General features: G+C 65.6%; 23 protein-coding genes. 9 read left to right on the top strand and 14 right to left on the bottom strand.

Annotation, left to right across the window (positions count from 1 at the left end):
- Positions 1–4 precede the first annotated feature (4 nt).
- Positions 5–628: a poly-gamma-glutamate hydrolase family protein gene (locus tag E5X34_RS21650; protein ID WP_292568729.1), complete on the top strand. Its 624-nt coding sequence runs from the start codon at positions 5–7 to the stop codon at positions 626–628.
- A complete protein-coding gene (locus tag E5X34_RS21655) occupies positions 629–1,816 on the top strand; it encodes a calcium:proton antiporter (protein ID WP_292568731.1) in 1,188 nt (395 codons plus the stop codon).
- 55 nt (positions 1,817–1,871) lie between these two features.
- Here E5X34_RS21655 and E5X34_RS21660 read toward each other — a convergent pair whose 3' ends face one another.
- Positions 1,872–2,780, bottom strand: coding sequence for a hydrogen peroxide-inducible genes activator (locus tag E5X34_RS21660; protein ID WP_292568733.1), 909 nt, complete (start codon positions 2,778–2,780; stop codon positions 1,872–1,874).
- 174 nt (positions 2,781–2,954) lie between these two features.
- Here E5X34_RS21660 and katG point away from each other — a divergent pair, with 174 nt between their 5' ends.
- Complete coding sequence (katG, locus tag E5X34_RS21665) at positions 2,955–5,162, top strand: catalase/peroxidase HPI (protein WP_292568735.1); 2,208 nt, start codon at positions 2,955–2,957, stop codon at positions 5,160–5,162.
- 66 nt (positions 5,163–5,228) lie between these two features.
- On the opposite strand, the gene E5X34_RS21670 is transcribed toward katG, so the two are convergent.
- Complete coding sequence (locus E5X34_RS21670) at positions 5,229–5,906, bottom strand: MIP family channel protein (protein ID WP_292568737.1); 678 nt, start codon at positions 5,904–5,906, stop codon at positions 5,229–5,231.
- 332 nt (positions 5,907–6,238) lie between these two features.
- On the opposite strand from E5X34_RS21670, the gene E5X34_RS21675 reads away from it, so the two are divergent.
- From E5X34_RS21675 to guaA, 5 genes are all read left to right on the top strand, one after another.
- Entirely contained in the window at positions 6,239–7,528 is a 1,290-nt protein-coding gene (locus tag E5X34_RS21675) for an RsmB/NOP family class I SAM-dependent RNA methyltransferase (RefSeq protein ID WP_292568739.1), read from the top strand.
- Positions 7,529–7,582: 54 nt separating this feature from the next.
- Positions 7,583–8,035: a TspO/MBR family protein gene (locus E5X34_RS21680; protein ID WP_292568741.1), complete on the top strand. Its 453-nt coding sequence runs from the start codon at positions 7,583–7,585 to the stop codon at positions 8,033–8,035.
- Between the two features lie 86 nt (positions 8,036–8,121).
- The gene (locus tag E5X34_RS21685) at positions 8,122–8,580 is read left to right on the top strand and encodes a PaaI family thioesterase (protein WP_040997552.1); all 459 of its coding nucleotides are present in this window, start codon (positions 8,122–8,124) and stop codon (positions 8,578–8,580) included.
- A 144-nt stretch (positions 8,581–8,724) separates the two neighbouring features.
- Complete coding sequence (locus tag E5X34_RS21690) at positions 8,725–9,366, top strand: 5'-methylthioadenosine/S-adenosylhomocysteine nucleosidase (RefSeq protein WP_292568743.1); 642 nt, start codon at positions 8,725–8,727, stop codon at positions 9,364–9,366.
- A 70-nt stretch (positions 9,367–9,436) separates the two neighbouring features.
- Positions 9,437–11,002, top strand: coding sequence for a glutamine-hydrolyzing GMP synthase (guaA, locus tag E5X34_RS21695; protein ID WP_292568745.1), 1,566 nt, complete (start codon positions 9,437–9,439; stop codon positions 11,000–11,002).
- 55 nt (positions 11,003–11,057) lie between these two features.
- Here guaA and E5X34_RS21700 read toward each other — a convergent pair whose 3' ends face one another.
- The 4 genes from E5X34_RS21700 to E5X34_RS21715 form a co-directional block, all read right to left on the bottom strand.
- On the bottom strand, positions 11,058–11,588 hold the full coding sequence (locus E5X34_RS21700; protein WP_292568747.1) for a VOC family protein: 531 nt from the start codon (positions 11,586–11,588) through the stop codon (positions 11,058–11,060).
- A 60-nt stretch (positions 11,589–11,648) separates the two neighbouring features.
- Positions 11,649–12,497, bottom strand: a complete 849-nt coding sequence (locus E5X34_RS21705; protein WP_292568796.1) for an alpha/beta hydrolase — start codon at positions 12,495–12,497, stop codon at positions 11,649–11,651.
- Positions 12,498–12,547: 50 nt separating this feature from the next.
- Positions 12,548–13,372 (bottom strand): oxidoreductase, encoded by an 825-nt coding sequence (locus tag E5X34_RS21710; RefSeq protein ID WP_292568749.1) that lies wholly within the window; start codon positions 13,370–13,372, stop codon positions 12,548–12,550.
- Between the two features lie 147 nt (positions 13,373–13,519).
- On the bottom strand, positions 13,520–14,272 hold the full coding sequence (locus E5X34_RS21715; RefSeq protein WP_292568751.1) for an alpha/beta hydrolase: 753 nt from the start codon (positions 14,270–14,272) through the stop codon (positions 13,520–13,522).
- A gap of 138 nt (positions 14,273–14,410) precedes the next feature.
- Here E5X34_RS21715 and E5X34_RS21720 point away from each other — a divergent pair, with 138 nt between their 5' ends.
- Entirely contained in the window at positions 14,411–15,271 is an 861-nt protein-coding gene (locus tag E5X34_RS21720; protein WP_292568753.1) for a LysR family transcriptional regulator, read from the top strand.
- Positions 15,272–15,367: 96 nt separating this feature from the next.
- Here the strand turns inward: E5X34_RS21720 and E5X34_RS21725 are convergent, their stop codons facing one another.
- Genes E5X34_RS21725 through E5X34_RS21760 form a run of 8 tightly spaced genes read right to left on the bottom strand, consistent with a single transcriptional unit; the run spans position 15,368 to position 25,512 of the window.
- A complete protein-coding gene (locus tag E5X34_RS21725; RefSeq protein WP_292568755.1) occupies positions 15,368–16,873 on the bottom strand; it encodes an aldehyde dehydrogenase family protein in 1,506 nt (501 codons plus the stop codon).
- A gap of 17 nt (positions 16,874–16,890) precedes the next feature.
- Positions 16,891–17,385, bottom strand: a complete 495-nt coding sequence (locus E5X34_RS21730; protein ID WP_292568756.1) for a (2Fe-2S)-binding protein — start codon at positions 17,383–17,385, stop codon at positions 16,891–16,893.
- Between the two features lie 5 nt (positions 17,386–17,390).
- Positions 17,391–20,531, bottom strand: a complete 3,141-nt coding sequence (locus E5X34_RS21735) for a molybdopterin cofactor-binding domain-containing protein (RefSeq protein WP_292568758.1) — start codon at positions 20,529–20,531, stop codon at positions 17,391–17,393.
- A 2-nt stretch (positions 20,532–20,533) separates the two neighbouring features.
- Positions 20,534–21,397, bottom strand: a complete 864-nt coding sequence (locus E5X34_RS21740) for an aromatic ring-hydroxylating dioxygenase subunit alpha (protein WP_292568760.1) — start codon at positions 21,395–21,397, stop codon at positions 20,534–20,536.
- A gap of 13 nt (positions 21,398–21,410) precedes the next feature.
- Positions 21,411–22,784 (bottom strand): amidohydrolase, encoded by a 1,374-nt coding sequence (locus E5X34_RS21745; protein WP_292568762.1) that lies wholly within the window; start codon positions 22,782–22,784, stop codon positions 21,411–21,413.
- 47 nt (positions 22,785–22,831) lie between these two features.
- Positions 22,832–24,397 carry a GMC family oxidoreductase N-terminal domain-containing protein gene (locus tag E5X34_RS21750; RefSeq protein WP_292568764.1) on the bottom strand — a complete coding sequence of 522 codons (1,566 nt, stop codon included), beginning with the start codon at positions 24,395–24,397 and terminating at the stop codon, positions 22,832–22,834.
- A gap of 9 nt (positions 24,398–24,406) precedes the next feature.
- Positions 24,407–25,015, bottom strand: coding sequence for a thiamine pyrophosphate-dependent enzyme (locus tag E5X34_RS21755; protein ID WP_292568766.1), 609 nt, complete (start codon positions 25,013–25,015; stop codon positions 24,407–24,409).
- Complete coding sequence (locus E5X34_RS21760; protein WP_126062439.1) at positions 25,012–25,512, bottom strand: thiamine pyrophosphate-binding protein; 501 nt, start codon at positions 25,510–25,512, stop codon at positions 25,012–25,014. The genes E5X34_RS21755 and E5X34_RS21760 overlap by 4 nt, the downstream gene beginning before the upstream one ends.
- Positions 25,513–25,605 lie beyond the last annotated feature (93 nt).

Consider the following 25,605-nt stretch of genomic DNA (forward strand, 5'->3'; position numbering starts at 1 on the left):
ATCTATGGACAACGAGTTTCCCAATTTCGCGGCGCTGAGGGCCGCCAAAATCGAAAACGTGGATTATCGCATCGTCGTCCGGCGTGGCGCGCGGACCGGCGGTGCGATTGTCATGGCCCCGCATGGCGGCAAGATCGAGCCCCGCACCTCCCTGATCACCGATACGATAGCTGGCGGCGATCTCGACATGTATTGCTTTGAAGGGCTGATGCCGGAAAGCAACCGGGAACTGCACATAACGTCCAGGAACTTCGACGAGGCAACCGCGCTGGACCTGTTGCGGACCAAGTCCACCGTCGTCGCCATCCACGGCCGCCAGGATCGCGACGATCTCGCGACGGTTTACCTGGGCGGCAAGGACGCCGCGTTGGTCTCAGAGATAGCCTGGCGCCTACAGGAGGCCGGCTTCCGGACGCAAAAGGACAACCATCCGTTTCCGGGCATCCAGGATTCGAACATCGTCAATCGCGGATTGACGGGAAAAGGCGCACAGCTGGAAGTCCCCTTCTCGCTGCGCCGCCGGCTGGGCAACGAGCCGGACCTTCTGGAAAAATTCTGTGCGGCGGTTCGCAGGGCCATCGAGACACGCGACGCCCAAAATGGTGCCTGGTCCCCAATCCTATTTTGAATGCTGCAAAGTGCCCGGGACGTGCTCCCCACGCGCTTTTCCGCTAAGGTCGCAAAAACGCATGGCGTAGACCAAGGGGGGTGGATGACGAGTTACGCCCGGTCGGTAACGTCCTACACGATGCCGCTGGCCGCGCTGGCGATGGCTCTCGCGGTCAGGGCCAGCGGCCTTTCGGTTGACGAAGGGTCGCTGAACGTCAGGATCCTCGTTGGAGCGCTGTCGAGCGCCATCATGTTCGTCACCATCTTCGTCGTGCTCGACCATGCCGAGGCGCTCGCCCTGCGCGTGGGCGAACCTTACGGAACACTGGTGCTGACTTTTGCGGTGACGGCGATCGAAGTGTCGATCATCGTCTCCATGATGCTGCATGGAGAAAACAACCCGACGCTGGCGCGCGAGTCCGTTTTTTCGACGGTAATGATCACCTCCACCGGCGTTGTCGGCATCTGCCTCACGCTTGGCGGCTGGCGCTATCGCAAGCAGGCGATCGTCAGGCAAGGGACCAGCGCCTACCTGTCGGTTCTGATTGCGTTGACCGTGATGACGCTTATTCTTCCGACCTACACCCGAACCACGGATCCCGGCACATTTTCGGCGGCTCAGCTTGGTTTCGTGAGCGTCCTTTCGGTGCTGCTCTATGCGAGCTTTGTGTTCGCCCAGACCGTCCGTCACCGGGAGGACTTCGTCCAGGGACAGGCACACGACCCACCGATGCGAACCGCCTCCCACGACAGCATTTCCGTCAGCGCCCTGCTGCTGGCGAGCGGGCTCATCGGCATTGTCCTGCTCGCCGAGCAGGTTGCCGCAAGCGTGGAGGACGCGCTCGCCGCCTACCAGGTGACCCAGGCCGACAGCATCGTGGGCGCGTTGATCGCGGCGCTGGTTTTGATGCCGGAGGCCATCTCGGCGATCCGCGCCTCGTTCAAGAACGAGCTGCAGCGCAGCCTGAACGTCGCGATGGGCTCGGCCTGCGCCACGATCGGTCTGACGATACCGGCCGTCGCCGCCGCCAGCCTGCTGACGGGCAGGGGACTGACCCTGGGGCTTCCGGCCTCCGACGCCGTGCTTCTGGTGCTGGCGCTTTTCATATGCAGCGTAAGCTTCAGCACCGAAAGAACGACCTTCCTGACCGGCATGGTCCATGTCGTGGTGTTTTTCACCTATGTGTTTCTGATCTTCGTGCCGTGAAGGGTGTCGCGAGCCGAGCATCGGGCGCAGGGTTAGCGCCGCCCTCGAAAGGCGCTCACGCCGCCAGCACCGCCCGGTCCAGCCCGCGTATGATGCGCGCCAGTTCCACGCACTCGTCCTGCCTCACCTTGTTCTTCCGCCAGGCCATGCAGATCATGCGCTGCGGCATCGGCTCCTGGAATGGCACGATCCTCAGGTCCGGCATGACGCCGGCCGCACTTGCCGCCATTTCCGGCACCAAGGTGACGCCCAGCCCATGCGCCACCATCTGCAGGAGCGTGGTGAGACTGGTCGCGCCATAGCTTGCCATCGCCACCGGCCGCACATTGCCGCAGACGGCCAAGGCCTGCTCGCGCAGGCAGTGGCCTTCCTCCAAGAGCATCAGCCGCTCCAGCGCCGGGCTCTCGGGCGGCACCGGCGGCGAAGCGAAGGCCGGGTCGCCGGCGGGCACGGCGAGGAAGAAGCGGTCGGGGAAAAGCCCTTCGGTGACGATCGCCGGCTGATCGAGCGGCAGGGCCGCGATGAAGGCGTCGAGCCGGCCGGAGGTCGCGTCTTCGACCAGCGACGCGGTCACCGCCTCGCGCAATTCCAGCTGGAGAGAAGGGTAGTGCTTCTTCAACTCCGGCAGCACATGCGGCAGGAGGTAGGGCGCGACCGTCGGGATGATGCCCAGCCGGAAGCGGCCCTCCATGGCCGGGCGCCCGCGCCGGGCAGTCGTCTCGACGTCACGTATGTCGGCCAGAATGCGTTCGATACGCGGCTGCAGGGCAAGCGCCTGGTCGGTCATGCGCACCGTCTTGCCGCCGCGCTCGAACAACAGGCAGTTCAGCCGCTCTTCCATCTCGGCGATCTGCGCCGAAAGGGCCGGCTGGCTGACGCCGGCAAGCTTCGCGGCGCGGCCGAAATGCAGCGTCTGCGCCAGCGCGTCGAAATATTGCATCTGCCGGACAGTGAGGCCAATCATAAGAAAATCCTATCAAATGAAACAGGAAAGGCAATTTGTCTTTATCGGCAGGCCGGCCTAGTCTGGAATCGTTCCAGGTTGGCGCGGCCAGCGGCTGCCCCCGGAAATTTCGGGAAAATCAACCTCGGCAAAATTCAACCACGGCAAAACCTCGGCAGAATCGGGAGACCCAAGATGGACGCGAAAACCGACGACAACAGCGCTGGCAAATGCCCGGTGGCGCATGGATCCGCACGGACCAACCGCGACTGGTGGCCGAACCAGCTCGACCTTTCCGTTCTCCACCAGCAGTCGAACCTGTCCGACCCGATGGACGAAGACTTCGACTACGCCAAGGAGTTCGCGACCCTCGACCTCGACGCGGTGATCGCAGACCTGCACAAGGTCATGACGGATTCGCAGGACTGGTGGCCGGCCGACTTCGGCCATTACGGGCCCCTCTTCATCCGCATGGCCTGGCACAGCGCCGGCACCTATCGCATCGGTGACGGCCGCGGCGGCGCCGGTGCCGGTCAGCAGCGTTTCGCGCCGCTGAACAGCTGGCCGGACAACGCCAACCTCGACAAGGCCCGCCGGCTGCTGTGGCCGGTCAAGCAGAAATACGGCCGCAAGATCTCCTGGGCCGACCTTCTGATCCTCACCGGCAACGTCGCGCTGGAATCGATGGGCTTCAAGACCTTCGGCTTCGCCGGCGGCCGCGCCGATGTCTGGGAGCCGGAGCAGGATGTGGACTGGGGCTCCGAAGCGAAGTGGCTCGGCGACGAGCGCTATTCGGGCGATCGTGAGCTTCGCGGCCATCTCGGCGCCGTGCAGATGGGTCTGATCTACGTCAACCCGGAAGGCCCCAACGGAAAGCCGGATCCGGTTGCCGCGGCGCGCGACATCCGCGAGACCTTCGGCCGCATGGCGATGAACGACGAGGAAACCGTGGCGCTGATCGCCGGCGGCCACACCTTCGGCAAGACGCATGGCGCCGGTGACGCCTCGTTGGTGGGCGCCGAGCCGGAAGGCGCCGGCATCGAGGCGCAGGGCCTCGGCTGGTCGAGCAAATATGCCTCCGGCATCGCCGGCGACGCCATCACCTCGGGTCTCGAGGTCACCTGGACGACGACGCCGACCAAGTGGAGCAACAACTTCTTCGACAACCTCTTCAACTATGAATGGGAGCTGACGAAGAGCCCGGCCGGCGCCCATCAGTGGACGCCGAAGGGCGGCGCCGGCGCGGGCACGGTTCCGGACGCGCACAATCCCTCCAAGCGCCACGCGCCGGCGATGCTTACCACCGACCTCGCGCTGCGCTTCGATCCGGCCTATGAGAAGATCTCGCGTCGCTTCCATGAGCATCCGGCTGAGTTCGCTGATGCCTTCGCCCGCGCCTGGTTCAAGCTCACCCACCGCGACATGGGTCCGGTCGTGCGTTATCTCGGCCCGCTCGTGCCGAAGGAAGAGCTGATCTGGCAGGATCCGATCCCGGCCATCGACCACGAGCTAGTGAGCGAGGCCGACATCGCTTCGCTCAAGGCCAAGATCCTGGCGTCCGGCCTGTCGGTCTCCGAACTGGTCTCGACCGCCTGGGCCTCGGCCTCGACCTTCCGCGGCTCGGACAAGCGCGGCGGCGCCAATGGCGGCCGCATCCGTCTAGCGCCGCAGAAGGACTGGGAAGTCAACGAGCCGGCTCAGCTCGCCAAGGTGCTCGGCAAACTGGAAGCCATCCAGAAGGAGTTCAACGCGGCCCAGACCGGCGATAAGAAGGTCTCGCTCGCCGACCTGATCGTGCTTGGCGGCGCCGCCGCGGTTGAAAAGGCGGCGAAGGACGGCGGCACCGAAGTGAAGGTGCCGTTCACGCCGGGCCGCATGGACGCTTCTCAGGAGCAGACAGACATCCACTCCTTCGCGCCGCTCGAGCCGAAGGTCGACGGCTTCCGCAACTATGCCCGCGGCAGGCTGCCGATGTCGGTCGAGGCGATGCTGGTCGACCGCGCCCAGCTGCTGACGCTGACGGCGCCGGAAATGACCGTGCTGGTCGGCGGCCTGCGCGTGCTCGGCGCCAATGCCGGCGGCTCGAAGCACGGCGTCTTCACCGACAGGCCAGGCCAACTCACCAACGACTTCTTCGTCAACCTGCTCTCGATGGCGACCGTCTGGGATCCAGCGGCCGGCTCCGAGCCGGGTTCCGATGAAGTCTACGAAGCGCGTGACCGCAAGACCAGGGAAGTGAAATGGACCGGCACCCGCGCCGACCTGATCTTCGGCTCGCACGCGCAGCTGCGCGCGCTCTCCGAGGTCTATGGTTCAAGCGACGCCAAGGCGAAATTCGTCAAGGACTTCGTCAAGGCCTGGACCAAGGTGATGAACGCCGACCGCTTCGACATCGCGAAATAAGGTCGTACCTTCCAAGGAAAAGGCGCGGGTCATGCCCGCGCCTTTTTTTGCGTTTCTCCGCAGCTGTCAGTCTTTTTCGAAGATGCCGGCCTTGGAGACGACGCCGGCAATCGCCCCGCCGATCAGCGGCGCGACGATGAACAGCCAGAGCTGGCTGAGCGCAGCGCCACCTGAAAACAGCGCCGGGCCGATCGAGCGCGCCGGATTGACCGAGGTGCCGGTCACCGGGATGATGGCGAAGTGCAGGCCGGCCAGCGTCAGGCCGATCACCAGGCCGGCAAAGGCGGTGGTGTGCTTGGCGTTGGTGACGCCGAGAATCACCGTGACGAAGGTGAAGGTGCCGATCAGCTCCCACAGGAAGGCCGAGCTCATGCCCCATTTCGCCTCGTCCCAGCCATTGGCGCCAAAGCCGCCGGTGTGGCCGCCGGCCTGGCCGGAAACGATGATCCACAGCGCGAGCGACGCGATGATGGCGCCGATGATCTGCGCGATCCAGTAGGGGACGACGTCCTTGGCTGGCATCCGCCCCGCCAGGAACACGCCGAGCGTCACCGCCGGATTGAGATGCGCGCCCGAGATCGGGCCGATCGCATAGGCCGCGGCGATCAGGCCGATGCCGAACGCCAGGCCGATGCCTTCCTGTCCGAGCGGCAGCGCGCCGCCGAACCCGCCGGTGACCACGGAGGCCGTGCCGATGAACACCAACAAAAACGTGCCGAGAACTTCTGCCAGATAAGTCTTCATTGCCCTCTCCTCATACGATCCGCCGAAATCACGTTTCCCGCGTCGCGAATCACCGCCAGAAGAGTATTCCCGCCGGAAACACTTGGAAAGCTGAGAGATTAAGCCGGTAGGCTTGCTTGTGTATGTCAGGTAAGTACATTAGAGATCTTTCATATTCTGGTTGATTGTTCTTGTTTTTTCCGTAGTGCCGCTTGCGATGGAAAAACCGTTTGGGGAAATTGCGCCGCGCTGAAACCCTGTTTCACCGGCAAGCCGAATAGAATTGTTTCAATCCTGGCCTGAAAGGCTTTAAGAGCGGCTGGAACCGATTTGCAGGAGCTACGGAAAACGGGATGCGATTGGGCGGAAGGCTGGCGGCGGCCATAGAGGTTCTTGAAGACATCGGCCGGCGCCACCGGCCGGTGGCCGACGCTTTGCGCGACTGGGGCCTCTCGCATCGCTTCGCCGGCGGCGGCGATCGCGCCGCGATCGGCAACATCGTCTATGACGCACTGCGCCGCAAACGCTCGGCCGGCTGGCTGTTCGACGAGGACACGCCGCGCGCCATCGGCTTCGGCGCGCTTCTCTTGGAGTGGGGGCAGACGGCGCAGTCGCTCAATGATGCGCTCGATGGCGACAAGTTCGCACCGCCGCTGCTCAGCGCCGGCGAGTTGAAGGCAGCCGCCGAGCGCAGGCTTGCCGATGCGCCCGATGTCGTGCGCGCCGATATCCCGGACTGGTGCGCACCGCTGCTCGAGCAAGCCTATGGCGACGCATGGGTCGAGGAGGGCGCCGCCCTGGCGCAGCGCCCTCCGCTGGATCTCAGGGTCAACACGCTCCAGGCCGACCGCGCCAAGGTGCTGGCCGAGCTGCAGGGCACCGGCGCGGCACCCGCGGCGATCGCGCCGCATGGCATCCGCATCCCGCCCATCGATGGCGACGGCAGGCATCCGAACGTGCAGGCCGAGCCCGCTTTCCAGAAAGGTTGGTTCGAAGTGCAGGACGAAGGCTCGCAGCTTGCCGCCGCGCTCGCGGCCGCCGAGCCCGGCATGCAGGTGCTCGACTATTGCGCCGGCGCCGGCGGCAAGACGCTGGCGCTGTCGGCAGAGATGGACAACAAAGGCCAGCTCTTTGCCCATGACGCGGAGAAGATGCGGCTGGCGCCGATCTTCGAGCGCATCCGCCGCTCGCACAACCGCAACATCCAGGTCGTCAGCAAGCCGGCGGAGCTTGCGCCCCTTTCAGGTCATATGGACCTCGTCCTCATCGACGCGCCCTGCACCGGCAGCGGCACCTGGCGGCGGCGGCCGGACGCCAAGTGGCGATTGACCGAGCGGCAGCTCGATGCCCGCAAGGCCGAGCAGCAGGCGATCCTCGATACGGCCCAGGCCTTCGTCAAGCCGGGCGGCCTGCTGGTCTACATCACCTGCTCGGTGTTCGACGCCGAGAACGGCGAGCAGGTCGCGGCGTTCCGCGAACGCCATGAAGGCTTTGCGCCGGTCGATCATCGCCAGCTCTGGGACAGCCGCTTCCCCGGCCATGAAGGCGCCGCGCGCATTGCCGGCAACGGTGGTATCTCGCTATCGCCGGCGCTGAGTGGCACCGACGGGTTCTATTTCCACGCCTTGCGCAGGGCGGCTTGATCTTGACGCAAGTTTGCCTCGCCCCAGTTTTATCCAGCCAACCCGGGGGTGTGCTTGCAGAAATACCGGTCGCTTGTCGTCTTCCTCCTGCTCGTCCTCGGCGGCGGCCTACTGATCGGCTATGCCACGCTTCCCGGCGCTTGGTATGCCTCGCTGGTCAAGCCGGCATTTAACCCGCCGAACTGGATTTTCGGCCCTGTCTGGTCGCTGCTTTACGTCTTCATCGCGATTGCCGGCTGGCGGACCTGGCGGCTGCAACCAGGCAGTGGCGCCATGAGGGCCTGGGCGGCTCAGTTGGTGCTTAATTTCCTTTGGTCGCCGACGTTCTTCGGCGCCAGGATGATGGGGCTTGCGCTGATCGTGATTCTGTTGCTGCTCGCCACCATTTTGCTCTTCATCGCCCGCGTTTCGGGCCGAGATAGGCTTTCCGCCTGGCTGTTCGTACCCTATGCGGCATGGGTGGCATTCGCGACCTTGCTCAATTCGTCGCTCCTCTGGCTGAACTGATCGCATTGCTGCAGTGCAGCAATTGACGTTGCGCGGGGCCCCCGCCTCTGCAATAAGCTTCGCCAGCAAAACGTGAGGCGGAGACCATGGCAGCCAAGATCGTACCCGCTCCCGACTTCGAGGAACGCGTGAGGACATCCTTTGCCCGGCAGAAAGCCATGGCCACCATCGGCGCCGAATTGACCCTGGTGACGCCCGGCATCATCGAGATCGAGATGCCTTACTCGGCTTCGCTTACCCAGCAGCACGGTTTCCTGCATGCCGGCGTCATCTCCACCGCCTTGGACTCCGCCTGCGGTTACGCGGCCTTTTCGTTGATGCCGGAAAATTCGGGCGTGCTGACCATCGAGTTCAAGGTGAACCTGCTGGCGCCGGGCAGGGGCGAGCGCTTTCTGTTCCGCGGCTCCGTGACGAAGCCCGGCCGCACCATCATCGTCGCCGACGGCCAGGCCTACGCTTTCGCCGCCGACGGCGAGGCCAAGCTGATCGCCACCATGACCGGCACGATGATGACCGTGGTCGGCCGCGATGGGATCGAGGGGTGAGGAGCGGTCCGCGCAGCGGACGAAAAGCCCCCAAATGGGCATTCGAGCGACGAACGCCCGGAGCCATAGCAAAGGGCCGGCAGACGGCGAGGGCACATTGCCGCTTTCCTTTTGGTAGTGGTAACAAACAGGGGTGGAGCCGCCATGACCGTCGAAATGTCGCGCCTGTCGGAAAAATCCGTTGTCTTCGTCATGGCGGCCGAGGCCGAATACGGCCCGCACCTGAAAAACCTGTTCACGCCGCTGATGACTGGTGTCGGTCCGGTCGAGGCTGCTGTGCGGCTGAGCGCCGAACTCGCGGCGTTGAAGGCCGAAGGAGCGCTCCCGGACCTGATCGTCTCGCTAGGCTCTGCCGGCAGCCGCAAGCTGGAGCAGACCGAAATCTACCAGGCCGTGTCGGTGAGCTATCGCGACATGGACGCTTCGCCGCTCGGCTTCGAGAAGGGGGCGACGCCTTTCCTCGACCTGCCGGTGACGGTGCCGCTGCCTTTCGTCATCCCGGGCATCAAGACCGCCTCGCTCTCTACCGGCGGCGCGATCGTCTCCGGGGCCGCTTATGACGCCATCGATGCCGACATGGTCGACATGGAGACCTTCGCCTGCCTGCGCGCCTGCCAGCTGTTCGGCGTGCCGCTGATTGGGCTGCGCGGCATTTCCGACGGTGCGGCCGATCTCAGGCACGTCAATGACTGGACGGAGTATCTGCACGTCATCGACGAGAAGCTGGCTGCGGCCATCGGCTTGCTCGAACAGGCGATCGAATCCGGCGCGATCCGGCTGGCATAGGCGCAAAAGGACGGAAAGCCGCAGCGCTGAGCCCATTGCGCCGACTCGTTTCTTTCTCTAAAGGCTCGCCATGACGACGACAGCCAATCATCCCGACACCGTACTGATTGTCGATTTCGGCAGCCAGTTCACGCAGCTCATCGCACGCCGCATCCGCGAGGCCGGCGTCTTTTCCGAGATCGTGCCGTTCCAATCGGCCGAAGCGGCCTTCAAGCGCATCAACCCGAAAGCGGTGATCCTGTCCGGCGGCCCAGCCTCGACCACCGACATCGGCAGCCCGCGCGCGCCCCAAATCGTCTTCGACGCCGGCGTGCCGGTGCTCGGCATCTGCTACGGCCAGATGGCGCTCTGCGTGCAGATGGGCGGCGTCGCCGAAAGCTCCAACCACCGCGAATTCGGCCGCGCCTTCGTCGAGATCGAGAAGGAGAGCCCGCTGTTCGAGGGCCTCTGGGCGCCCGGCCAGCGCCACCAGGTGTGGATGAGTCATGGCGACCGCGTCATCGAACTGCCGCCGGGCTTCAAGGTGCTCGGCAAGTCGGAAAGCTCGCCCTTCGCCATCTTCGGCGATATCGAGCGCAAGATGTACGGCATCATGTTCCATCCGGAAGTGGTGCACACGCCGGACGGCGCCAGGCTCTTGAGAAATTTCGTCCACAATATCGCCGGCATCGAGGGCGACTGGACGATGCGCGCCTATCGCGAGCACGCGGTCGAAACGATCCGCAAGCAGGTCGGCAAGGGCAAGGTGATCTGCGCGCTTTCGGGCGGCGTAGACTCCTCGGTCGCCGCACTTCTGATCCACGAGGCGGTCGGCGACCAGCTGACCTGCATCCTCGTCGACCACGGCCTGATGCGCAAGGATGAGGCGCAAAGCGTGGTGGAGATGTTCCGCCAGCACTACAACCTGCCGCTGATCCTGGTCGACGCCTCCGACCGCTTCATCTCGGCGCTGGAAGGCGAGGCCGATCCCGAGAAGAAGCGCAAGACCATCGGCCGCCTGTTCATCGAGGTGTTCGAGGAAGAGGCAAAGAAGCTCGGCGGCGCCGATTTCCTGGCACAGGGCACGCTCTATCCCGATGTCATCGAAAGCGTCTCCTTCTCAGGCGGCCCGTCGGTGACGATCAAGTCGCACCACAATGTCGGCGGCCTGCCCGAGCGCATGAACATGAAGCTGGTCGAGCCGCTGCGCGAACTGTTCAAGGACGAGGTGAGGGCGCTGGGCAAGGAGCTCGGCCTGCCCGAAAGCTTCATCGGCCGCCATCCGTTCCCCGGTCCCGGCCTCGCCATCCGCTGCCCTGGCGGCATCACGCGCGAGAAGCTGGAGATCCTGCGCGAGGCCGACGCCATCTATCTCGACGAGATCCGCAAGGCTGGCCTCTACGACGCCATCTGGCAGGCTTTCGCGGTACTTCTGCCGGTCCAGACGGTCGGCGTCATGGGTGACGGCCGCACCTATGAATTCGTCTGCGCGCTGCGCGCCGTGACCTCCGTCGACGGCATGACGGCCGACTTCTATCACTACGACATGAACTTCCTAGGCGCCGCCGCCACTCGCATCATCAACGAGGTCAAGGGCATCAACCGCGTCGTCTATGACGTGACGTCGAAGCCGCCAGGCACCATCGAGTGGGAATGATTTTTGCCTATCCCGGCATATCGGCCGGCGCCGCGTCGCTGGAGAACCATCCTGCTCAGTCCTCGTCCTGCCACCTGCGCAGATCCGTCTGGTCATGGTAGGCCATGCGATCCGGCGTGGTGATGAACTCCATCGTCGTGCCCCACGGCATGCGGCAGTAGCAGACCTTGTTTCCAGGACCTTTCTCGGTTGCATAGGGAATAGCGCGTGGCGCGGTGAGGGCTGTTCCTCCCGCCTTCTCGAAGCGCTCTACCGATGCGTCGATGTCGTCGGTGTAGACACCGAAGTGCGTAATGCCGAAGTCGCTCGCCCGGATCGGCTGCGCTTGTTCGGGACCGTGCATTTCGAAGAGCTCGATGTCGGGTCCGGTTCCGATCTTGACCATCGCCTGCGCACGCACGATTGTTCCGGGGAACGCGCCGACGGCCCGCTCGAAATCGGGTCCCTGCCGCGGCGGGTCTTGCGGTCCGAAGGACTGGTAGATCACTTGGCCGCCGAAAGCTTCCACCAGGAACGATTTTGCTGCTTCGATGTCGGGCACCGTGATGCCGATGTGATTGACGCCGCGGATGACGGGTGCGGTCATGACAGTCTCCATTCTTGTTTAGTCGATCCGCCCGGCCCACGACGGCGCGGGCGCCGAGTTTCAATTGGTCTTGAGGAAATCGATCAGAGCGGCGGCGACTTCATCCGGCCGCTCGTCCGCGACATAGTGGCTGCACCGGGCGATCGAGCCGCCCGTCACATTGGTGGCGAACTCCTTGAGCATGGGGACCATCTGCGCACCGAAGCGCTGGTCCCCACCCAGGCCAAGCACCGGTATCTCGAGCGGCTGCTTCTTGTACTCGAGCGCGGCCGCATGATCGGCGGCGAGGGTACGATACCATTCCATGCCGCCGCGCGTGCGGCCAGGAAGCGCCATCGCCTTGGCGTAGATCTCGATGTCAGCCGGGTTGAAGGTGCTGTGATCATAGAACCGCTCCGCCATGAAGGTCGAAACGTAGTCATATTCACGGCCATGGATCAGGCGCTCGGGCAGATCCCGGTTCATATGGAAGCTGAAGTGCCAGAGCCTGGCGGTTGTCGCCTCCCATCCGGTCCAGCCGGGAAGCGGAACATCAAGGACGGCCAGGCGGGTAACAGCCTCCCGATAGACGGCGGCCTGCGGCAACGCCACCATCGCGCCAATGTCATGGCCGCACACGGCGTAACGTTCATGCCCAAGGGCAACCATGACCTCGTGCGCGTCGCGCGCCATCGTGGCCTTTTCATAGCCGTCAAGCGGGCAGTCGGAAAAGCCCGCGCCGCGCAGATCAATGGCCACCACGCTGAAATGCTCGGCGAGCAGCGGCATCACATGGTGCCATTCCCACCATGTTTCCGGCCAACCGTGAAGCAGAAGGATCGGCGGGCCTGAGCCCCCCGTGACGGCGTTGATCTTGATGCCATTCACCGGCACCAACTGCTGGGTAAACCCTTTCAGAGTTGCGATCATGATCGCTTTCCAATCGATGTTGACGTTCAAACAGAGCTCGCGGCCAGCGCTTAGGGCTGGTCGAAATCGGTGGCGATCGTGATGTCGCGCCAGGCGTCGATATCGCTGCGAAAGGAAGCCAGCTTTCGCTCGGCGATCGAATGCGCGATCGGGCCGAGCGGCAGATGAAGCGGGGCATCATCGGCATCGACTGCCTGCAGGATGACCGCAATCGCCTTGTCGGGATCGCCGGCCTGATTGCCGTTGTTGGTTTCGCGATAATGCCTGCGCGAGCTCGCGGCGTATTCCGGCATCTCGTTGGCCGCCATCGTGATCGAACGGCCAAGGAAATCGGTGCGAAACGGCCCAGGCTCGACGATCAGCACGCGGATGCCGAACGGCTTCAGCTCGCCGGCGAGCGCTTCGGATATCCCTTCCAGGGCGAACTTGGCGGCATGGTAATAGCCTCCGCCGCCACGGCCCTCGATGCCCGCGCCGGACGACATGTTGACGATCGTTCCGCCCGAACGTCGTAGGACAGGCAAAGCGGCTCTGGTGGTTTCGATCAGACCGAAGACGTTTACCTCGAACATCGGCCGATATTCCTCGGGCGTGCCTTCCTCGATCGCGCCGAACAGCGCGTAGCCGGCATTGTTCACGAGCACGTCAAACCCGCCAAAGGTCTCGACCGCCTTTGCGACCGCTGCCTTGGCTGCCGCCGCATCCGTCACATCGAGCGGAAAGGTGATCATGCGGCCGCCGAAAGGCCCGGCCATTTCCTCGATCGTCTTGACATTGCGGGCCGTCGCAATGACCCGGTCGCCGCGCTGTGCTGCGGCGAGCGCGAGCCGCCGGCCAAAGCCGCTTGAGCAGCCTGTGATGAGCCAAGTTTTCATTACTTTTTCTCCGAGTTGTTTTCAGACGACGCCAAGCTGTTGCCGCCGATGAGTTGGCCGGTCGCGATGCCGAAGCCACGGGGGTGGCTTCGGCGCATGGGTCACGAAACTTCCGCAGCCCTGAGCCCGAACATCAGGACATCGGCTTCATTTGCTTGCCGCTTCGGCGATGACATCGGCGACTTCGCGTGGATGCGAGATGTAAACCGCATGGCTGGCACCGGGCACCTCGGTGACCTTCGCACTTGCTCGCCTGTACATAGACCGCTCCGCCTCGGCGCCGACAGCCATGTCCAGCCCGGCCACGATGCCGTAGCTCGGCTTGGTCTTCCAGGCTGCGTGCTGCGTCTTGGTTCCGAGGATCTTCGCTGAAACCGGCACCTGCGAGTCAGTCATGAAATCCGTCTCGGCCTTGGACAGGTCGGCGGCGAACCCCGCCCGGAACTTCGCGGGATCGAACAGCAGGAAGCCGTCAGAAGTCGGCTTGAACGCGTCCGCGGTCGGACTCGGCCACTTCTCAAACACATCGCCTACGCCCTCGCCAACATCCGGGACGATGGCCGCGACATAGACAAGTGCCGAAACCTTCGGGTCGACGCCGGCTTCGGTGATGATCTGACCACCATAGCTGTGGCCGACGAGGACGACCGGCCCATCTTGCTGCTCGATAGCGCGGTGAACCGCCTGAACGTCATTCGCCAGCGAAGTGTTCGGTTCCTGAACGACCGTGACTTTCAAGCCCTTGGCGACCAGGCGCTCATAAACGCCCCTCCAGCCGCTGCCATCGACCAACGCGCCATGGACCAAAATCACATTTTGGGCCGGCTGCGCGAAAGCGGATGGCGCGCCGAACAGCACTGCAAGAGCCGCAGCACCGAGACAGAGAGATTTGAGGGACATTTGCCGATCCTTCCAAATGACATGGGGTGTTACACGAGAGACGGTCCGATCGACCGATGGCGGGAATCTAGGTGCTTAGATTTGTTCTTTAACTGACATAAATGTATTCTCGGCGTTCAGTTTTGTGTGGGCGGTCTCATGGAATGGAGTGACGTCAGAATCTTTCTTGCTATTGCGCGATCCGGCACGCTCGGCGGCGCCGCGCGTTCTCTTCAGACGAGCCATCCGACCGTCGGCAGGCGCCTTCGTGCACTTGAGCAGGCGATCGGTCACACGCTTTTCCAGCGGACTGCGGACGGTCTTGTTCTGACCGACGAGGGCCACGGGATCATCGCGCTGGCGGAGCAGATGGAAGAAGGCGCGCTGGCCATGGAGCGCCGGCTTGCGGGGCAGGAGCAGAATCTCAAAGGCAGTCTGCGCATTTCGTCAGCGGACTGGTTCGGCGCCTATGTCCTCCCTCCCATCCTGGCGGATTTCTCGAAAGCCTATCCCAACGTGGACGTCGAGATCCTGACCGGCACACGCCTGTTCAACCTCGCCCAGCGGGAGGCCGACGTCGCTTTTCGCATCGTTCCGTTCGACGCTGCCGATGTCGTTCAGCGGCGGCTCTTCAGGCTCGAATACGGCGTCTACATCGCCGAGGAGGCGCCTGATCCCAAATATGGCGATGGGACCGGTTTCCGGCTGATCACCCATGACACATCCACGGGCCATTTCCCTGACATCGCGTGGCTCATCGAGAGTTTCCCCAACGCGAGACCGGTCCTGCGGTCGAACAACCGCAACGTCCAGGGGCGTATGTGCAGGCAAGGCGTCGGCATCGCTGTCCTGCCCCGCGTGGTCGGCAATCAGATCCCGGGTATCCGCAGGCTGGAACTGCCGACGCCCCCGCCAGCGCGAGACATTTGGATGGGATACCACCGAGACCTACGGCGTCTTCAGCGTCTTCGCGCGTTCATCTCGACGGTATCGGACCATCTCGTGAACGCGACCGCATGATGTGCGGCCCGGAAATGACTCAACGTTCCCGGTGCCGAGGACCACGTCTTTCCCGGCTGGGAATCTGAACCGGTGCACCAGCACAAACGCACCGCGTCAGACCAGGGCGCACACCGTCTTCGTCTCGAGATAGTTCTCCAGGCCGGGCGCGCCGTTCTCGTAGCCCCAACCGGACTGCTTGTGCCCGCCCTTAGGCAGCTCCGGCGAGAAGTAGGAATGGCAGTTGATCCATACGGTGCCGGAACGGATGCGCGCCGACAGACGATGCGCGGTGGAGAGATCGCGCGTCCATAGGCTGGCGGCGAGGCCATAGGGCGAGTCATTGGCAAAGGCGACCGCCTCATCCAGCTCGTCGAACGGCGTCACGGCGACGACGGGTCCGAAAATCTCCTCGCGCATCATGCGCATCTGCGGCCTGACGCTTGTGACCACGGTAGGCTCGAAGAAGGTGCCTCTTCGCTTTCCGCCGACAACGATGTCGGCGCCGGCTTGCTCGCCTTCCGCGACATAAGCCGCGACGCGTTCGGCCTGGACCGCGTTGACGAGCGGCCCGAGATCGGTATCGGGGTCGAGCCCGTGACCGAGCCTCAGCTTCTTCGCTTCCGCCGCCAGCCCCTCGATCAGGCGATCGCAGATCGAGCGATGGGCATAGACGCGCGAGCCGGCGACGCAGACCTGGCCGGCATTGGCGAAGATGCCCCGCGCGATGCCGGGGATCGCGAGCTCCATATCGGCATCGGGCATGACGATGGCCGGCGACTTGCCGCCGAGCTCGAGCGTGAGCTTCTTCAGATTGCCGCTTGCGGCAATGACGATCAGCTTGCCGACCTCGGTTGAGCCGGTGAAGGCGACCTTGTCGACACCCGGATGCGCGGCAAGCGCGGCGCCGACCGTCTCGCCAGGGCCGGTGACGATATTGACGACGCCGGCCGGCAGGCCGGCCTCGATCAAGAGCTCGCCGAGCCTCAGCGCCGTGAGCGAGGTCTCCTCCGCCGGCTTCAACACCACGGTGCAGCCGGCGGCGAGCGCGGGCGCGAGCTTCATCGCCGTCATCAACAGCGGCGAGTTCCACGGCGTGATGGCCGCCACCACGCCGATCGGCTCGCGCGTCGTATAGGCGAAGATCTTCTTGCCCACCGGCTGGTGCGAGATGGAGGTGGGAATGGTCGTGCCAAGGATCTTGGTGGCGAAGCCGGCGAAGTAGCGGAACTGCTCGGCGGCTGCCGGTATTTCGCCGAAGCGCGCGGTCTTCAGCGATTTGCCCTGGTCGAGGGTCTCGAGCTCGGCAAGCTCGTCCGCTTGGCGGTCGATCGCCTCGCCGATCCGCCACAAAAGCTTGCTGCGCGCGGAGGGCGTCATGCCGCGCCAGGCATCGCTCTCGAACGCGCAGCGAGCCGCCGCTACGGCCCGGTCGGCGTCCTCCGCGGTGCCCTGCGCAAGTTTGGCGAGCAGGCGTCCGCTGGCGGGATCGGTGGCCGGCATGGTCGCGCCATCGGAAGCGTCGTACCATCGGCCGCCGATCAGGTTCTGCAGGCGTGGTCGCGCGAGAAAGGCCTTCACGCTCTCGTGCGTGGGATCGCTGTTGCGGATGGCGATGGTCATGACCCGGGTTCCGTTTCTCAGTCGTGTGTCGGTTGCGGAGCGCTGCGGTCCGCCATTGCCCTGACGGCGGCGAGCGCTCCACGGATGATGGAGTGATAGCCAGTGCAGCGGCAGATGTTGCCTTCGAGCGCCGCGCGGATGGCGGGCTCGTCGGCGTCGAGGTGCTCACGCAGCAGCGCTGTCAGGGCGATCGTGAAGCCTGGCGCGCAATAGCCGCACTGGAAGGCGTTCTCCTCGGCGAGCGCGCTGCGGATGATGGCCGCCTCGGGCAGGGCGTCGAGACCTTCGGGCGTGAGGATGTCCGCGCCGACGATCTGCCATGCCATCAGCAGGCAGGAATTCACCGGCCGGCCATCCATCAGCACGGCGCAGGCGCCGCAGCGGCCGATGCCGCACGCCTTCTTGGCCGCCATCAGGCCCAGCCGCTCGCGCAGCATGTCGATGAGGCGCATGTCCGGCGGAACCTGCATCGCCGTGTCCGCTCCGTTGAGGCGAAAGGCGACCGCAATCATCCCGATCATGCCGTCGCCCCCAGCGCGTCGAGCAGGCTTTCGGCATCGAAGGGCGCGGCATGCGGCCAGACGCCGGTCGCGTCGGCAACCGCATTGGCGATCGCCGGCGTGACCGCGCCGATGCCGAGCTCGCCGGCGCCGCGCGGCCCGAACGGGTCGCCGGGGTCGAGGTCCTCGAGCGCGTAGGTTGCGACGGATTCGGGCGCGTCGGCGATGCTGGGCATCATGTAGGTGTCCAGGTTGGCGGTGACATAGCGGCCGTTCTGCATGGCGGCGTGCTCGGTCAGCGTGAAGCCGACGCCCTGCAGCCCGCCGCCTTCGATCTGGCCGAGATAGGCGGCGAGATCGAGGATCGGCCCGGCGGCAGTATGCTGGCTGAGATCGAGCACACGCACCTGCCCGGTGATGCGGCTGACGGCCACCCGCGCCAGCGCCACGCCGAAGGCGAAGATCATGCGGGCATTGCCCTCGAAATAGTCAGACTTGGGAAACTCGAAGCTCGTTGCCGCGAAAGGCAGTTCTTCGGGATCGAGCCCTTCCGCCAGCGCGGCGAAGCTCAGCAGCAGCTCGCCGCTGTTCGAATGGCGCTCGACGATGCCGCCCGGTGCAATCGCCAGGGTTGCGGGCTCCCGGCCGAGGCGTTCGGCCGCGCGAGCGAGGATGCGCTCGGCCAGCGCCGGAGCCGTCTTCGCCGCGACCTTCCACACGACGAAGGTGCCGCGCGACGCCGTGGTCGAGCCGGATTCCGGGGTCCGGCCCGTATCGCCGGTCACCGGCCTGATGTCGTCGCGGCCGCAACCCAGCGCGGCGGCGACGGCGGACCTGATCGAGGTCAGCAGGCCTTGGCCCATCTCGTCCAAGCCGTAGAGCGCCTCGATCGCGCCGTCGGCAGCAAGCCGCAACGCGCCGCCTGCGGGGTCGGGCGGCAGTGAGCCCAGCCCGTTGCCCTGGTAGTTCATCGCCATGCCGGTGCCGACGATCTCGGAACCGTCATCGGATGGGCCGCGAGGCTTTTGCCAGATCGGGTCGGCCGCGGCGGCCTTGAGCATTTCCTCGAGGCGCTCGGACGGCGCGACGACCTGGCCGAGATAGCCGCGCGTGCCAGGCTTGCGCATATTCCTGCGGCGGATTTCCAAGACATCGAGTCCGCATTCCGCTGCCAGCCGGTCCATCTGGCATTCGACGGCGTAGGCCATTTGGTTGGCGCCGAAGCCGCGGAAGGCGCCGCAGACGCCGTTGTTGGTGTAGGCGAGCCTGCTTGACGTGCGAACATTGCGAACCACATAGGGCCCGCAGGCGTGTTCGAGCGCAGTTTCCAGGACCGCGGGCCCAAGCGAGGCGTAGGCGCCGGCGTCGGAGATCACATCCACCTGTTGGGCAAGCAGCAAGCCGTCCGCATCGCAGGCCGTGCGCATGCGGATCTTCATCGCGTTGCGCTTGGCGCCGGCAAGAACGGATTCGGCGCGGTCGAGCTGCAGGCGCACCGGCCGACCGGTCCTGAGGGCGAGCAAGGCGAGCGCCGGCTGCACGGTCAGCTCGTCCTTGCCGCCGAACGCGCCTCCCGTCGGACTGGTCACGACGCGGATCTTCTCCTCCGGCAGGCCAAGGACGCGCGAAAGCTGCAGCCGGTCGCGCAGGCCGTACTGGCCGCCGGCACAGACATTCAGCGTTCCATCCGTATCTACGAAGGCATGGCCGCCTTCGGTCTCCATGAAACCGTGCATCTGGCGCGGCGTTTCGTAGACGGCCTCGACGATGTGGGCGGCGCGGGCAAAACCCTCGGCGATGTCACCGCGTTCGAAGCCGAGGGAGGTTTGCAAATTGCCCGCCGCGTGCACGGGCTCGGCGTCGGGTGAAAGCGCCTGCTCCGGATCGGAGACGACGGGCAGCGGCGCATAGCGCACCTGGATGAGGCCGAGCGCGCGCTCGGCGGTCTCGGCATCGACTGCCGCCACCGCTGCGACGGCATCCCCGACATAGCGGATCTTGTCGAAGCAGAGCGCCGGCTGGTCTTGCACGACAATGCCGAAGGCGTTGCTTCCGGCGATGTCACGATACGTGACGACTGCCGCGACGCCGGGCAAGGCATCAGCCGCGCTTGTGTCGATTAAGAGAATCCTCGCGTGGGGAATGGCGGCGCGCAAGATCCGACCCACCAGCATGCCCGGCTGGCGATGGTCGGTCAGGTATCTCAGCTTGCCCTCGATTTTGGCCGGCCCGTCTGGGCGTATGTGCCAGCGTTCTCCGGCGGTGGAGCGCGTCAGCCGGATTTCGCCGGCCGGCGGCGTGGCGGGGCGGGCAGCCGGAGTGGAGGGCCTGGAGGGTTGCGCGTCAGTTTTGCCGCCACCCAGCCCATGCACAAGGGCGTTGGCAGCAACCTTGCGGCGATAGCGAGCGGAACGGAAGGCATCGTCCGGCGCGACGATCTCGCCCTCGATCGCCGCCCGCAATGCGTTCCAGTCGACGCCGGGAAACGGCTGGCCGACGAGCAGGGCCTCGGCTCCGCCGAGCCGGGCCGGCGTCACCATGCCTCCGCCGACGGCCAGGCGTGCGGCTGCGACACGGCCGTCGACGATCTCGATCATGCCGGCGGCGCCGATCACGCTCGGCGTGAAGGCGGCGCGAAGACCGATTTTGCGATGCGTCCAGCGGACATGTGCATCGGGCACCGGGACCGTGATCGCTTCGATGATCTCGCCGCCGGGCTCCTGACGCAGCCATTCGGAAAGCGGCAAGGTCCGGCGTCCTACCACGGAGGAGCTTTCGACACGGGCGTCGAGTGCGAACAGGGCAGGGAACAGGCAGCCGGTTCGGCCGGCAACGTTGCCGCCGACCGTCGCCAGATTGCGTACCGCCGGGCCTGCGGTCGCGCGGAGTGCCGCGGCGAGCAATGGCAGCTCTTCGCGCACGGTCCTGTCCCGCTCCAGAGCGCCCAGCGTCGTGAGTGCGCCGATCCGGAGCCCATTGTCGCCAAGGGCAACCCCACTCAATCCGCCGATCTGGCCGATGTCGACGAGCCTGCGCGGCTTCGGCAGGCCTTTCGCCCACTCCAGCTGGAGCGCGGTTCCGCCGGCGACCAGTCTCGCATCGCCGCCGGCAAGCATGGCCAGCACGTCGGCGATCGATGCCGGGCGAAGCACCTGCACGGTCAGTGCGCTCCCGTCGTTCCGAACCGCAGGCCCTTCTCCTTGAGCCAGCGGCGATAGGCGACGGAAGAGCCGTCCGCCCGCGTCGGGATCTCCAGGCGCGGTTCGAGCGGCAGCAGGAGGGGGCGCTGGTTCTCGACGATGATCCGGTCCTGCAGGAAGATCACCTGCTCGAAATTGAGCAGCGCCGTGTCGGTCGAGGTCGCGTCGACGAGGTACATGACAGGCTGCGCGCGGCAGAGATCCTCCTCGATCGGCTGGATGAAGAGGGCGATGGCATCGAGGCGGTCCGGCGCGCTGGGGCAGACGCGGTAGAGCATCACCACGAAGGGGCTTGGCACGCGGTAGGTGAGGTGCACGAAGTCGCCTGAGCTTTCCGTCGCCGCGATGCGCGGCTGGAAGAAGGTGCAGTTGGTGGCCCAGACCTCGTCCACGTCGCGGCGGATCTCGCTCAGATAGCGCGGCACCTCGGTGTGCGGCTCCGAGCCGAGGATGTCTGTGTGCACGAAGGGGAAATGCGCCATGTCGAGGAAATTTTCCACGACGCGCAGGCCGGAGGCGCGCATCCTGACCCAGCCGCAGGGCACGAAGCGGCGGTCCGCCTCATGGCTTTCGGCGATGTCGAAGATGTCCTTGTTGGGCAGGCCGAGCGTCGTCCAAATGCAGCCATAGCGCTCCTGCGCGGGCAGGGCGCGGCTTCTTCCGCCGTCGTCCAAGATTTCACGGATGACCGGCGCTCCGGCCTCGTCGCGGCAGAGCTCGATGTCCTGGCCGAGCAGGCGCGTCACGACCGGAGCTTGTCCGAGTTCCACGGCGGTCGCCACCGCGTACCATTCGTCGAGCGCCGCCCTGTCGGTCGTCTTCATGGCTCCGCTCCGTTCAGTCGGTCCATTGCCGGATGCCGCCGGCATTCTCGGCGAGGAAGGCCGCGCGCCGGGCAAAGAGGCCGGGCGCCACCTTGCGGACTTCCGCGATGATCTCACCCAGATCGGCGGTCTTGAGCTCGCCGTCCTCGACAATGATCTGGCCGTCGATCATCGTCATAGCCACGTCGCTGCCGCGCACGGCATGGACCAGATTGTGCTGCAGGTTGAAGTAGGGGCCTTCGCCGTAGAGGGGCGTCATGCGCGGCGTGTCGGTGCGGACCGCGATGATGTCGGCGCGTTTGCCGGGCTCGATCGAGCCGATCTCGCGGTCGAGCCCGATCGCCTTTGCCCCGGTGATCGTCGCCATGCGCAGCACCTGCCAGCTGTCCATGGCGGCGGCGTCGAGGTCCTTGAGCTTGCCGAGCAACGAGGCGACCTTCATCTCCTCGAACATGTCGAAATTGTTGTTCTCCTTCTCGCCGTCCGTGCCGATGCCGACCGCAACGCCGGCGGCCAGCATCTCGCCGACCAGCGCGATGCCGCTGGCGAGCTTCATGTTGGAGACGGGGTTGTGCGCGACCGACACGCGACGCTTCGCGATGAATTCGATCTCGCCGGAATCGAGCCATACGCCATGCGCGATCATGGCGAGCGGCGTTTCGAAGAAGCCGAGATCGTCGAGCACGTACATCGGCCGCTTGCCGTAGCGTCTCTCGAATTCGGCGAGCTCGATCTGGGCTTCGCTGCAATGGGTGTGGAAGCCTGTGCCGTGCTTCTTCGCCAGCTCCACGGCGCGGCGTTGCCCAGCCTCGTCGGCATAGAAGAGATGCTCGAGACCGATCCATACGTTGACGCGGCCGCCGGCCTTGCGATGCCACGTCTCGATCATCGCCTCGTTCATGTCGAGCGTGTCGAAATAGTTGTAGTCCGGATGCTCGCCGACATAGGGCACGGCGACGAGCCGGTTGCCGATCGCTTCCGCCGCCTTGGCGCTGCCCTCCATGAAGCGCCACATATCGACGACCGTGGTCGTGCCGCCGAGCACGGATTCGGCGTAGCATAGCCACGAGGCGGCTTCCGCCTCGTGCGGCTGCAGCACCCTGTGCATCGGGTTGATGTGCAGCGTCAGCCAGTCCCAGACCGGCAGGTGCTCGGCGGTGCCGCGCAGGAAGCCGGAATGCGCATGCGCGTTGACGATGCCAGGCATCAGCACGCTGTCGGCGATCTTTTTCACCGGCGCCGACGGGTTGTCGGCCGCGATCTCCCGCAGCTTGCCGACCGCGGCGATGCGGCCGTCCTCGATCAGCACGGCGCCGTCGGCGATGACGCTGTTGGTTGCGTCCATGGTGAGCAGATGGTCGCCTGCCAGGATCATGCTTTCACTCACTACGTTCCCCTCATACGTTCGTCCCTCGTCCCACAGCCAGGCAAGTTTCAAGCCGCCTGCAGGATGAAGTCGGCCGCGCGTTCCCCAATCATCGTTGCCGGCGCATGGGTGTTGCAGCTCGGTATGATCGGGATCACCGACGCATCGGCGACGGTGAGTCCGCCGATGCCGCGCACCGCGAGGCGGCTGTCGACCACGGCCTCCTCGTCCTCGCCCATGCGGCAGGTGCCGCAAGTGTGGAAGAAGGTCGAGCAGGCGTCGCGGACGAAGGCAACCGTCTCCTTTCGCGACAGCCGCCGGTCGGGCGCGGCGAAGCCGGCGAAGACATGCGCGTTGGCGCGCGCGGCCGCCATCTCGATGACGGCCTCGACCGCCGTGACCATCGCCTCCAGATCCTCAAGCTCGGCGAGGAAGTTGGGCTGGATCTCCAGCGCGCCGCCCGGCCGGGCTTCCAGCAGCCGCAGATGGCCGACGCTCTTCGAGCGCATCACGCCCGCGCCGAAGGAGAAGACGTCGCCCGAAATCTCGTAGCGAGCGCGGATCGCCGGCTCGGCGCTGTTGCCCTGCACCGGGAAGGCGTGGAGGTCGGCCTGCGGCAGGTCCGGCAGCGATTTCCAGTTCACCATCGATCCGCCGCCATTGCCGGTCACCGGCCCGAGCGGCCGTTTCGCCCGGAAGACGCAGGCTTGCGCCAGCGGATGATCCTGGAGGTTGCGGCCGACGCCGGGAAGCGCGTGAACGGTTGGGATGCCGAGCCTGCCGAGTTCGGCCGGGTCGCCGATGCCGGCGAGCATCAGCAGGCGCGGGGTGTCGATGGCACCCAGCGCCAGCACGACATGTTCCCGCGCACGGGTTTCCCGCTCCGCGCCGCCGACGAGATGGCGCACCCCGGCGCACCGGCCGTTCTCCACCGTCAGCCCGACGGCCAGCGATTCGGCCAGGACGGTGAGGCGCGGACGGTCGAGGATCGGCAGCAGGTAGCCCTGCACGGCGCTCCAGCGCCGGCCGCCGGCGATGTTGAAGTTGGCGGGCGCGGCGCCCTCGTTGTCGGGACCGTTGGGATCGTCGATGACAGGGATGCCCAGCTCCGCCGCGCCGTCGATGAGCGCCTGAGCCACGGGATGCATTTCGGCCGCGCGCTCGATGCGCAGCGGTCCGCCCGCGCCGCGCCATTCGCTGGCGCCGTCCTGCCAGTCCTCGCAGCGGCGGAAGTAGGGCAGGCAGTCGGCGAAGCTCCAGCCCTTCGCGCCGGCGTCTTCCCAGGCATCATAGTCGCGCGGATGGCCGCGATACCACATCATCGCGTTGATGGCGCTGGAGCCGCCCAGCACCTTGCCGCGCGGGATGCCGATGGTGCGGCCGTTGACGTGGGGCGTGGGTGCGTAGTCGTAGCCCCAGTCATAGGCGCCGCGCCCGAGCGGCACCCATTGCGCCGGATCGTCGATCTGGGTGATGCCGATGCCGGCCGGGCCCGCCTCGATCAGCAGCACCTCGGCGCCTGCGTCCACCAGCTGCCGTGTCACCGCTGCGCCGCCGGAGCCCGCGCCGACCACGATCACGTCGTAGGAAGGTTTGAGCGGCTTGGCGGGAATGGCGGGGGCGGAAGCGATCATGGGCCGATTTCAGTTGTGCTCGCTCGGACCCATGATGGTTATGCCTTCCGTCGCCTCGACGTGGCGCACGAAGATGTATTTGTCCTCGCGGCCGTCGCTGTGCTTGCGCCTGATGTCGGGCTGCACCGTGCCCGACACCTTGGCGACGACGATGTACGGCTTCTGTGCGGCCAACCCCGCCTTGCAGTGGGCGTCGAACTCGTCCAGCGTGCGCACCAGATAGGCGTCCTCGACCCCGGCGCCGCGAGCGATCGCGGCGAGGTCCACGCGGCCGAAGGCGGTGTGGGTTGGCGGGCCGCCGATCGACAAATACTGCTCGTTGTCCCAGACGACGACCAGCAGGTTCTTCGGCTGCTCATTGCCGAGCGTGGCGAGGATGCCGAGATTGAAGAGCAGGCCGCCGTCGGTGTCGAGCGAGACGATGCGCCGGTGCGGCAGGCCGGCCGCCAGCCCGAAGGCCTGGGGCGTCACGCAGCCGAGCTGCTGCTGGAAGAGGCTCGCCTCGCGCATGTGCGGCGCGGCGTTGTACCATTCGTCGACGCTGCCGCCGAGCGACAGGATCACCAGCTCGTCCTTCAGCCGGGCAGCGAGCGCCTTCATGCAGTCGAAGCGTTTCATCGCACCACCTCGCCGCCGAGCGCCACCGCCGAATGGTAGTAGGACGCGTAGGACCAGGAGTAGGCGTCTGCGATCGCCCGTTCGATCTTTTCCTCCTCGCGCACCACGCGGTAGGGGATGCGCAACGCGTCCAGCACCGGCTCCATGGTGATGCCGTGGGGGATGGCCCACCAGTTGTTCTCGCCGAGCTCGCCGCGGTAGCTCATCAGCATGACGACCGGGATGCCGGCGCCCAGGCCCATGCGCGCCAGCGGCTCGACCGAGGCCCTGAGTCCCGAGTTCTCCATCACCAGCGCGGCCCGCTTGCCCGACAGGAACACGCCGCCGCAGATGGCCGCGCCCTCGCCCTCGTTGGTGACGCGAATCGTCCTGATGTCGGGATCGGCGTCGAGCGCAGGATAGAGTTCCTTGAACAGCGAATCCGGCAGGTAGCAGACGATCGACACTCCTGCTCTTTTCAGACCGCGAATGACGGCGTCCACCGCGCTTTTCTTCATGCGAATTCTCTCCTGCCGGCGCAGGTTCGCAGAAAAGGAGATGTTCCGAATAGTGCAAAAGGAAGCCGCGACATGATGCGAAGAACGCAACAA

Source organism: Mesorhizobium sp. (assembly GCF_004963255.1).
Classification (GTDB): domain Bacteria; phylum Pseudomonadota; class Alphaproteobacteria; order Rhizobiales; family Rhizobiaceae; genus Mesorhizobium.

What these genes read in the sequence shown, in the direction of transcription:
- E5X34_RS21685 (WP_040997552.1), top strand. Translation starts at nt 8,122, where the DNA reads ATGGCAGCCAAGATCGTACCCGCTCCCGACTTCGAGGAACGCGTGAGG.
- E5X34_RS21715 (WP_292568751.1), bottom strand. Translation starts at nt 14,272, where the DNA reads ATGTCCCTCAAATCTCTCTGTCTCGGTGCTGCGGCTCTTGCAGTGCTG.
- E5X34_RS21730 (WP_292568756.1), bottom strand. Translation starts at nt 17,385, where the DNA reads ATGATTGCGGTCGCCTTTCGCCTCAACGGAGCGGACACGGCGATGCAG.
- katG (WP_292568735.1), top strand. Translation starts at nt 2,955, where the DNA reads ATGGACGCGAAAACCGACGACAACAGCGCTGGCAAATGCCCGGTGGCG.
- E5X34_RS21650 (WP_292568729.1), top strand. Translation starts at nt 5, where the DNA reads ATGGACAACGAGTTTCCCAATTTCGCGGCGCTGAGGGCCGCCAAAATC.
- E5X34_RS21700 (WP_292568747.1), bottom strand. Translation starts at nt 11,588, where the DNA reads ATGACCGCACCCGTCATCCGCGGCGTCAATCACATCGGCATCACGGTG.
- E5X34_RS21690 (WP_292568743.1), top strand. Translation starts at nt 8,725, where the DNA reads ATGACCGTCGAAATGTCGCGCCTGTCGGAAAAATCCGTTGTCTTCGTC.
- E5X34_RS21670 (WP_292568737.1), bottom strand. Translation starts at nt 5,906, where the DNA reads ATGAAGACTTATCTGGCAGAAGTTCTCGGCACGTTTTTGTTGGTGTTC.
- E5X34_RS21705 (WP_292568796.1), bottom strand. Translation starts at nt 12,497, where the DNA reads ATGATCGCAACTCTGAAAGGGTTTACCCAGCAGTTGGTGCCGGTGAAT.
- E5X34_RS21710 (WP_292568749.1), bottom strand. Translation starts at nt 13,372, where the DNA reads ATGAAAACTTGGCTCATCACAGGCTGCTCAAGCGGCTTTGGCCGGCGG.
- E5X34_RS21675 (WP_292568739.1), top strand. Translation starts at nt 6,239, where the DNA reads ATGCGATTGGGCGGAAGGCTGGCGGCGGCCATAGAGGTTCTTGAAGAC.
- E5X34_RS21660 (WP_292568733.1), bottom strand. Translation starts at nt 2,780, where the DNA reads ATGATTGGCCTCACTGTCCGGCAGATGCAATATTTCGACGCGCTGGCG.
- guaA (WP_292568745.1), top strand. Translation starts at nt 9,437, where the DNA reads ATGACGACGACAGCCAATCATCCCGACACCGTACTGATTGTCGATTTC.
- E5X34_RS21740 (WP_292568760.1), bottom strand. Translation starts at nt 21,397, where the DNA reads ATGAAGACGACCGACAGGGCGGCGCTCGACGAATGGTACGCGGTGGCG.
- E5X34_RS21720 (WP_292568753.1), top strand. Translation starts at nt 14,411, where the DNA reads ATGGAATGGAGTGACGTCAGAATCTTTCTTGCTATTGCGCGATCCGGC.
- E5X34_RS21760 (WP_126062439.1), bottom strand. Translation starts at nt 25,512, where the DNA reads ATGAAGAAAAGCGCGGTGGACGCCGTCATTCGCGGTCTGAAAAGAGCA.
- E5X34_RS21750 (WP_292568764.1), bottom strand. Translation starts at nt 24,397, where the DNA reads ATGATCGCTTCCGCCCCCGCCATTCCCGCCAAGCCGCTCAAACCTTCC.
- E5X34_RS21755 (WP_292568766.1), bottom strand. Translation starts at nt 25,015, where the DNA reads ATGAAACGCTTCGACTGCATGAAGGCGCTCGCTGCCCGGCTGAAGGAC.
- E5X34_RS21725 (WP_292568755.1), bottom strand. Translation starts at nt 16,873, where the DNA reads ATGACCATCGCCATCCGCAACAGCGATCCCACGCACGAGAGCGTGAAG.
- E5X34_RS21655 (WP_292568731.1), top strand. Translation starts at nt 629, where the DNA reads ATGCTGCAAAGTGCCCGGGACGTGCTCCCCACGCGCTTTTCCGCTAAG.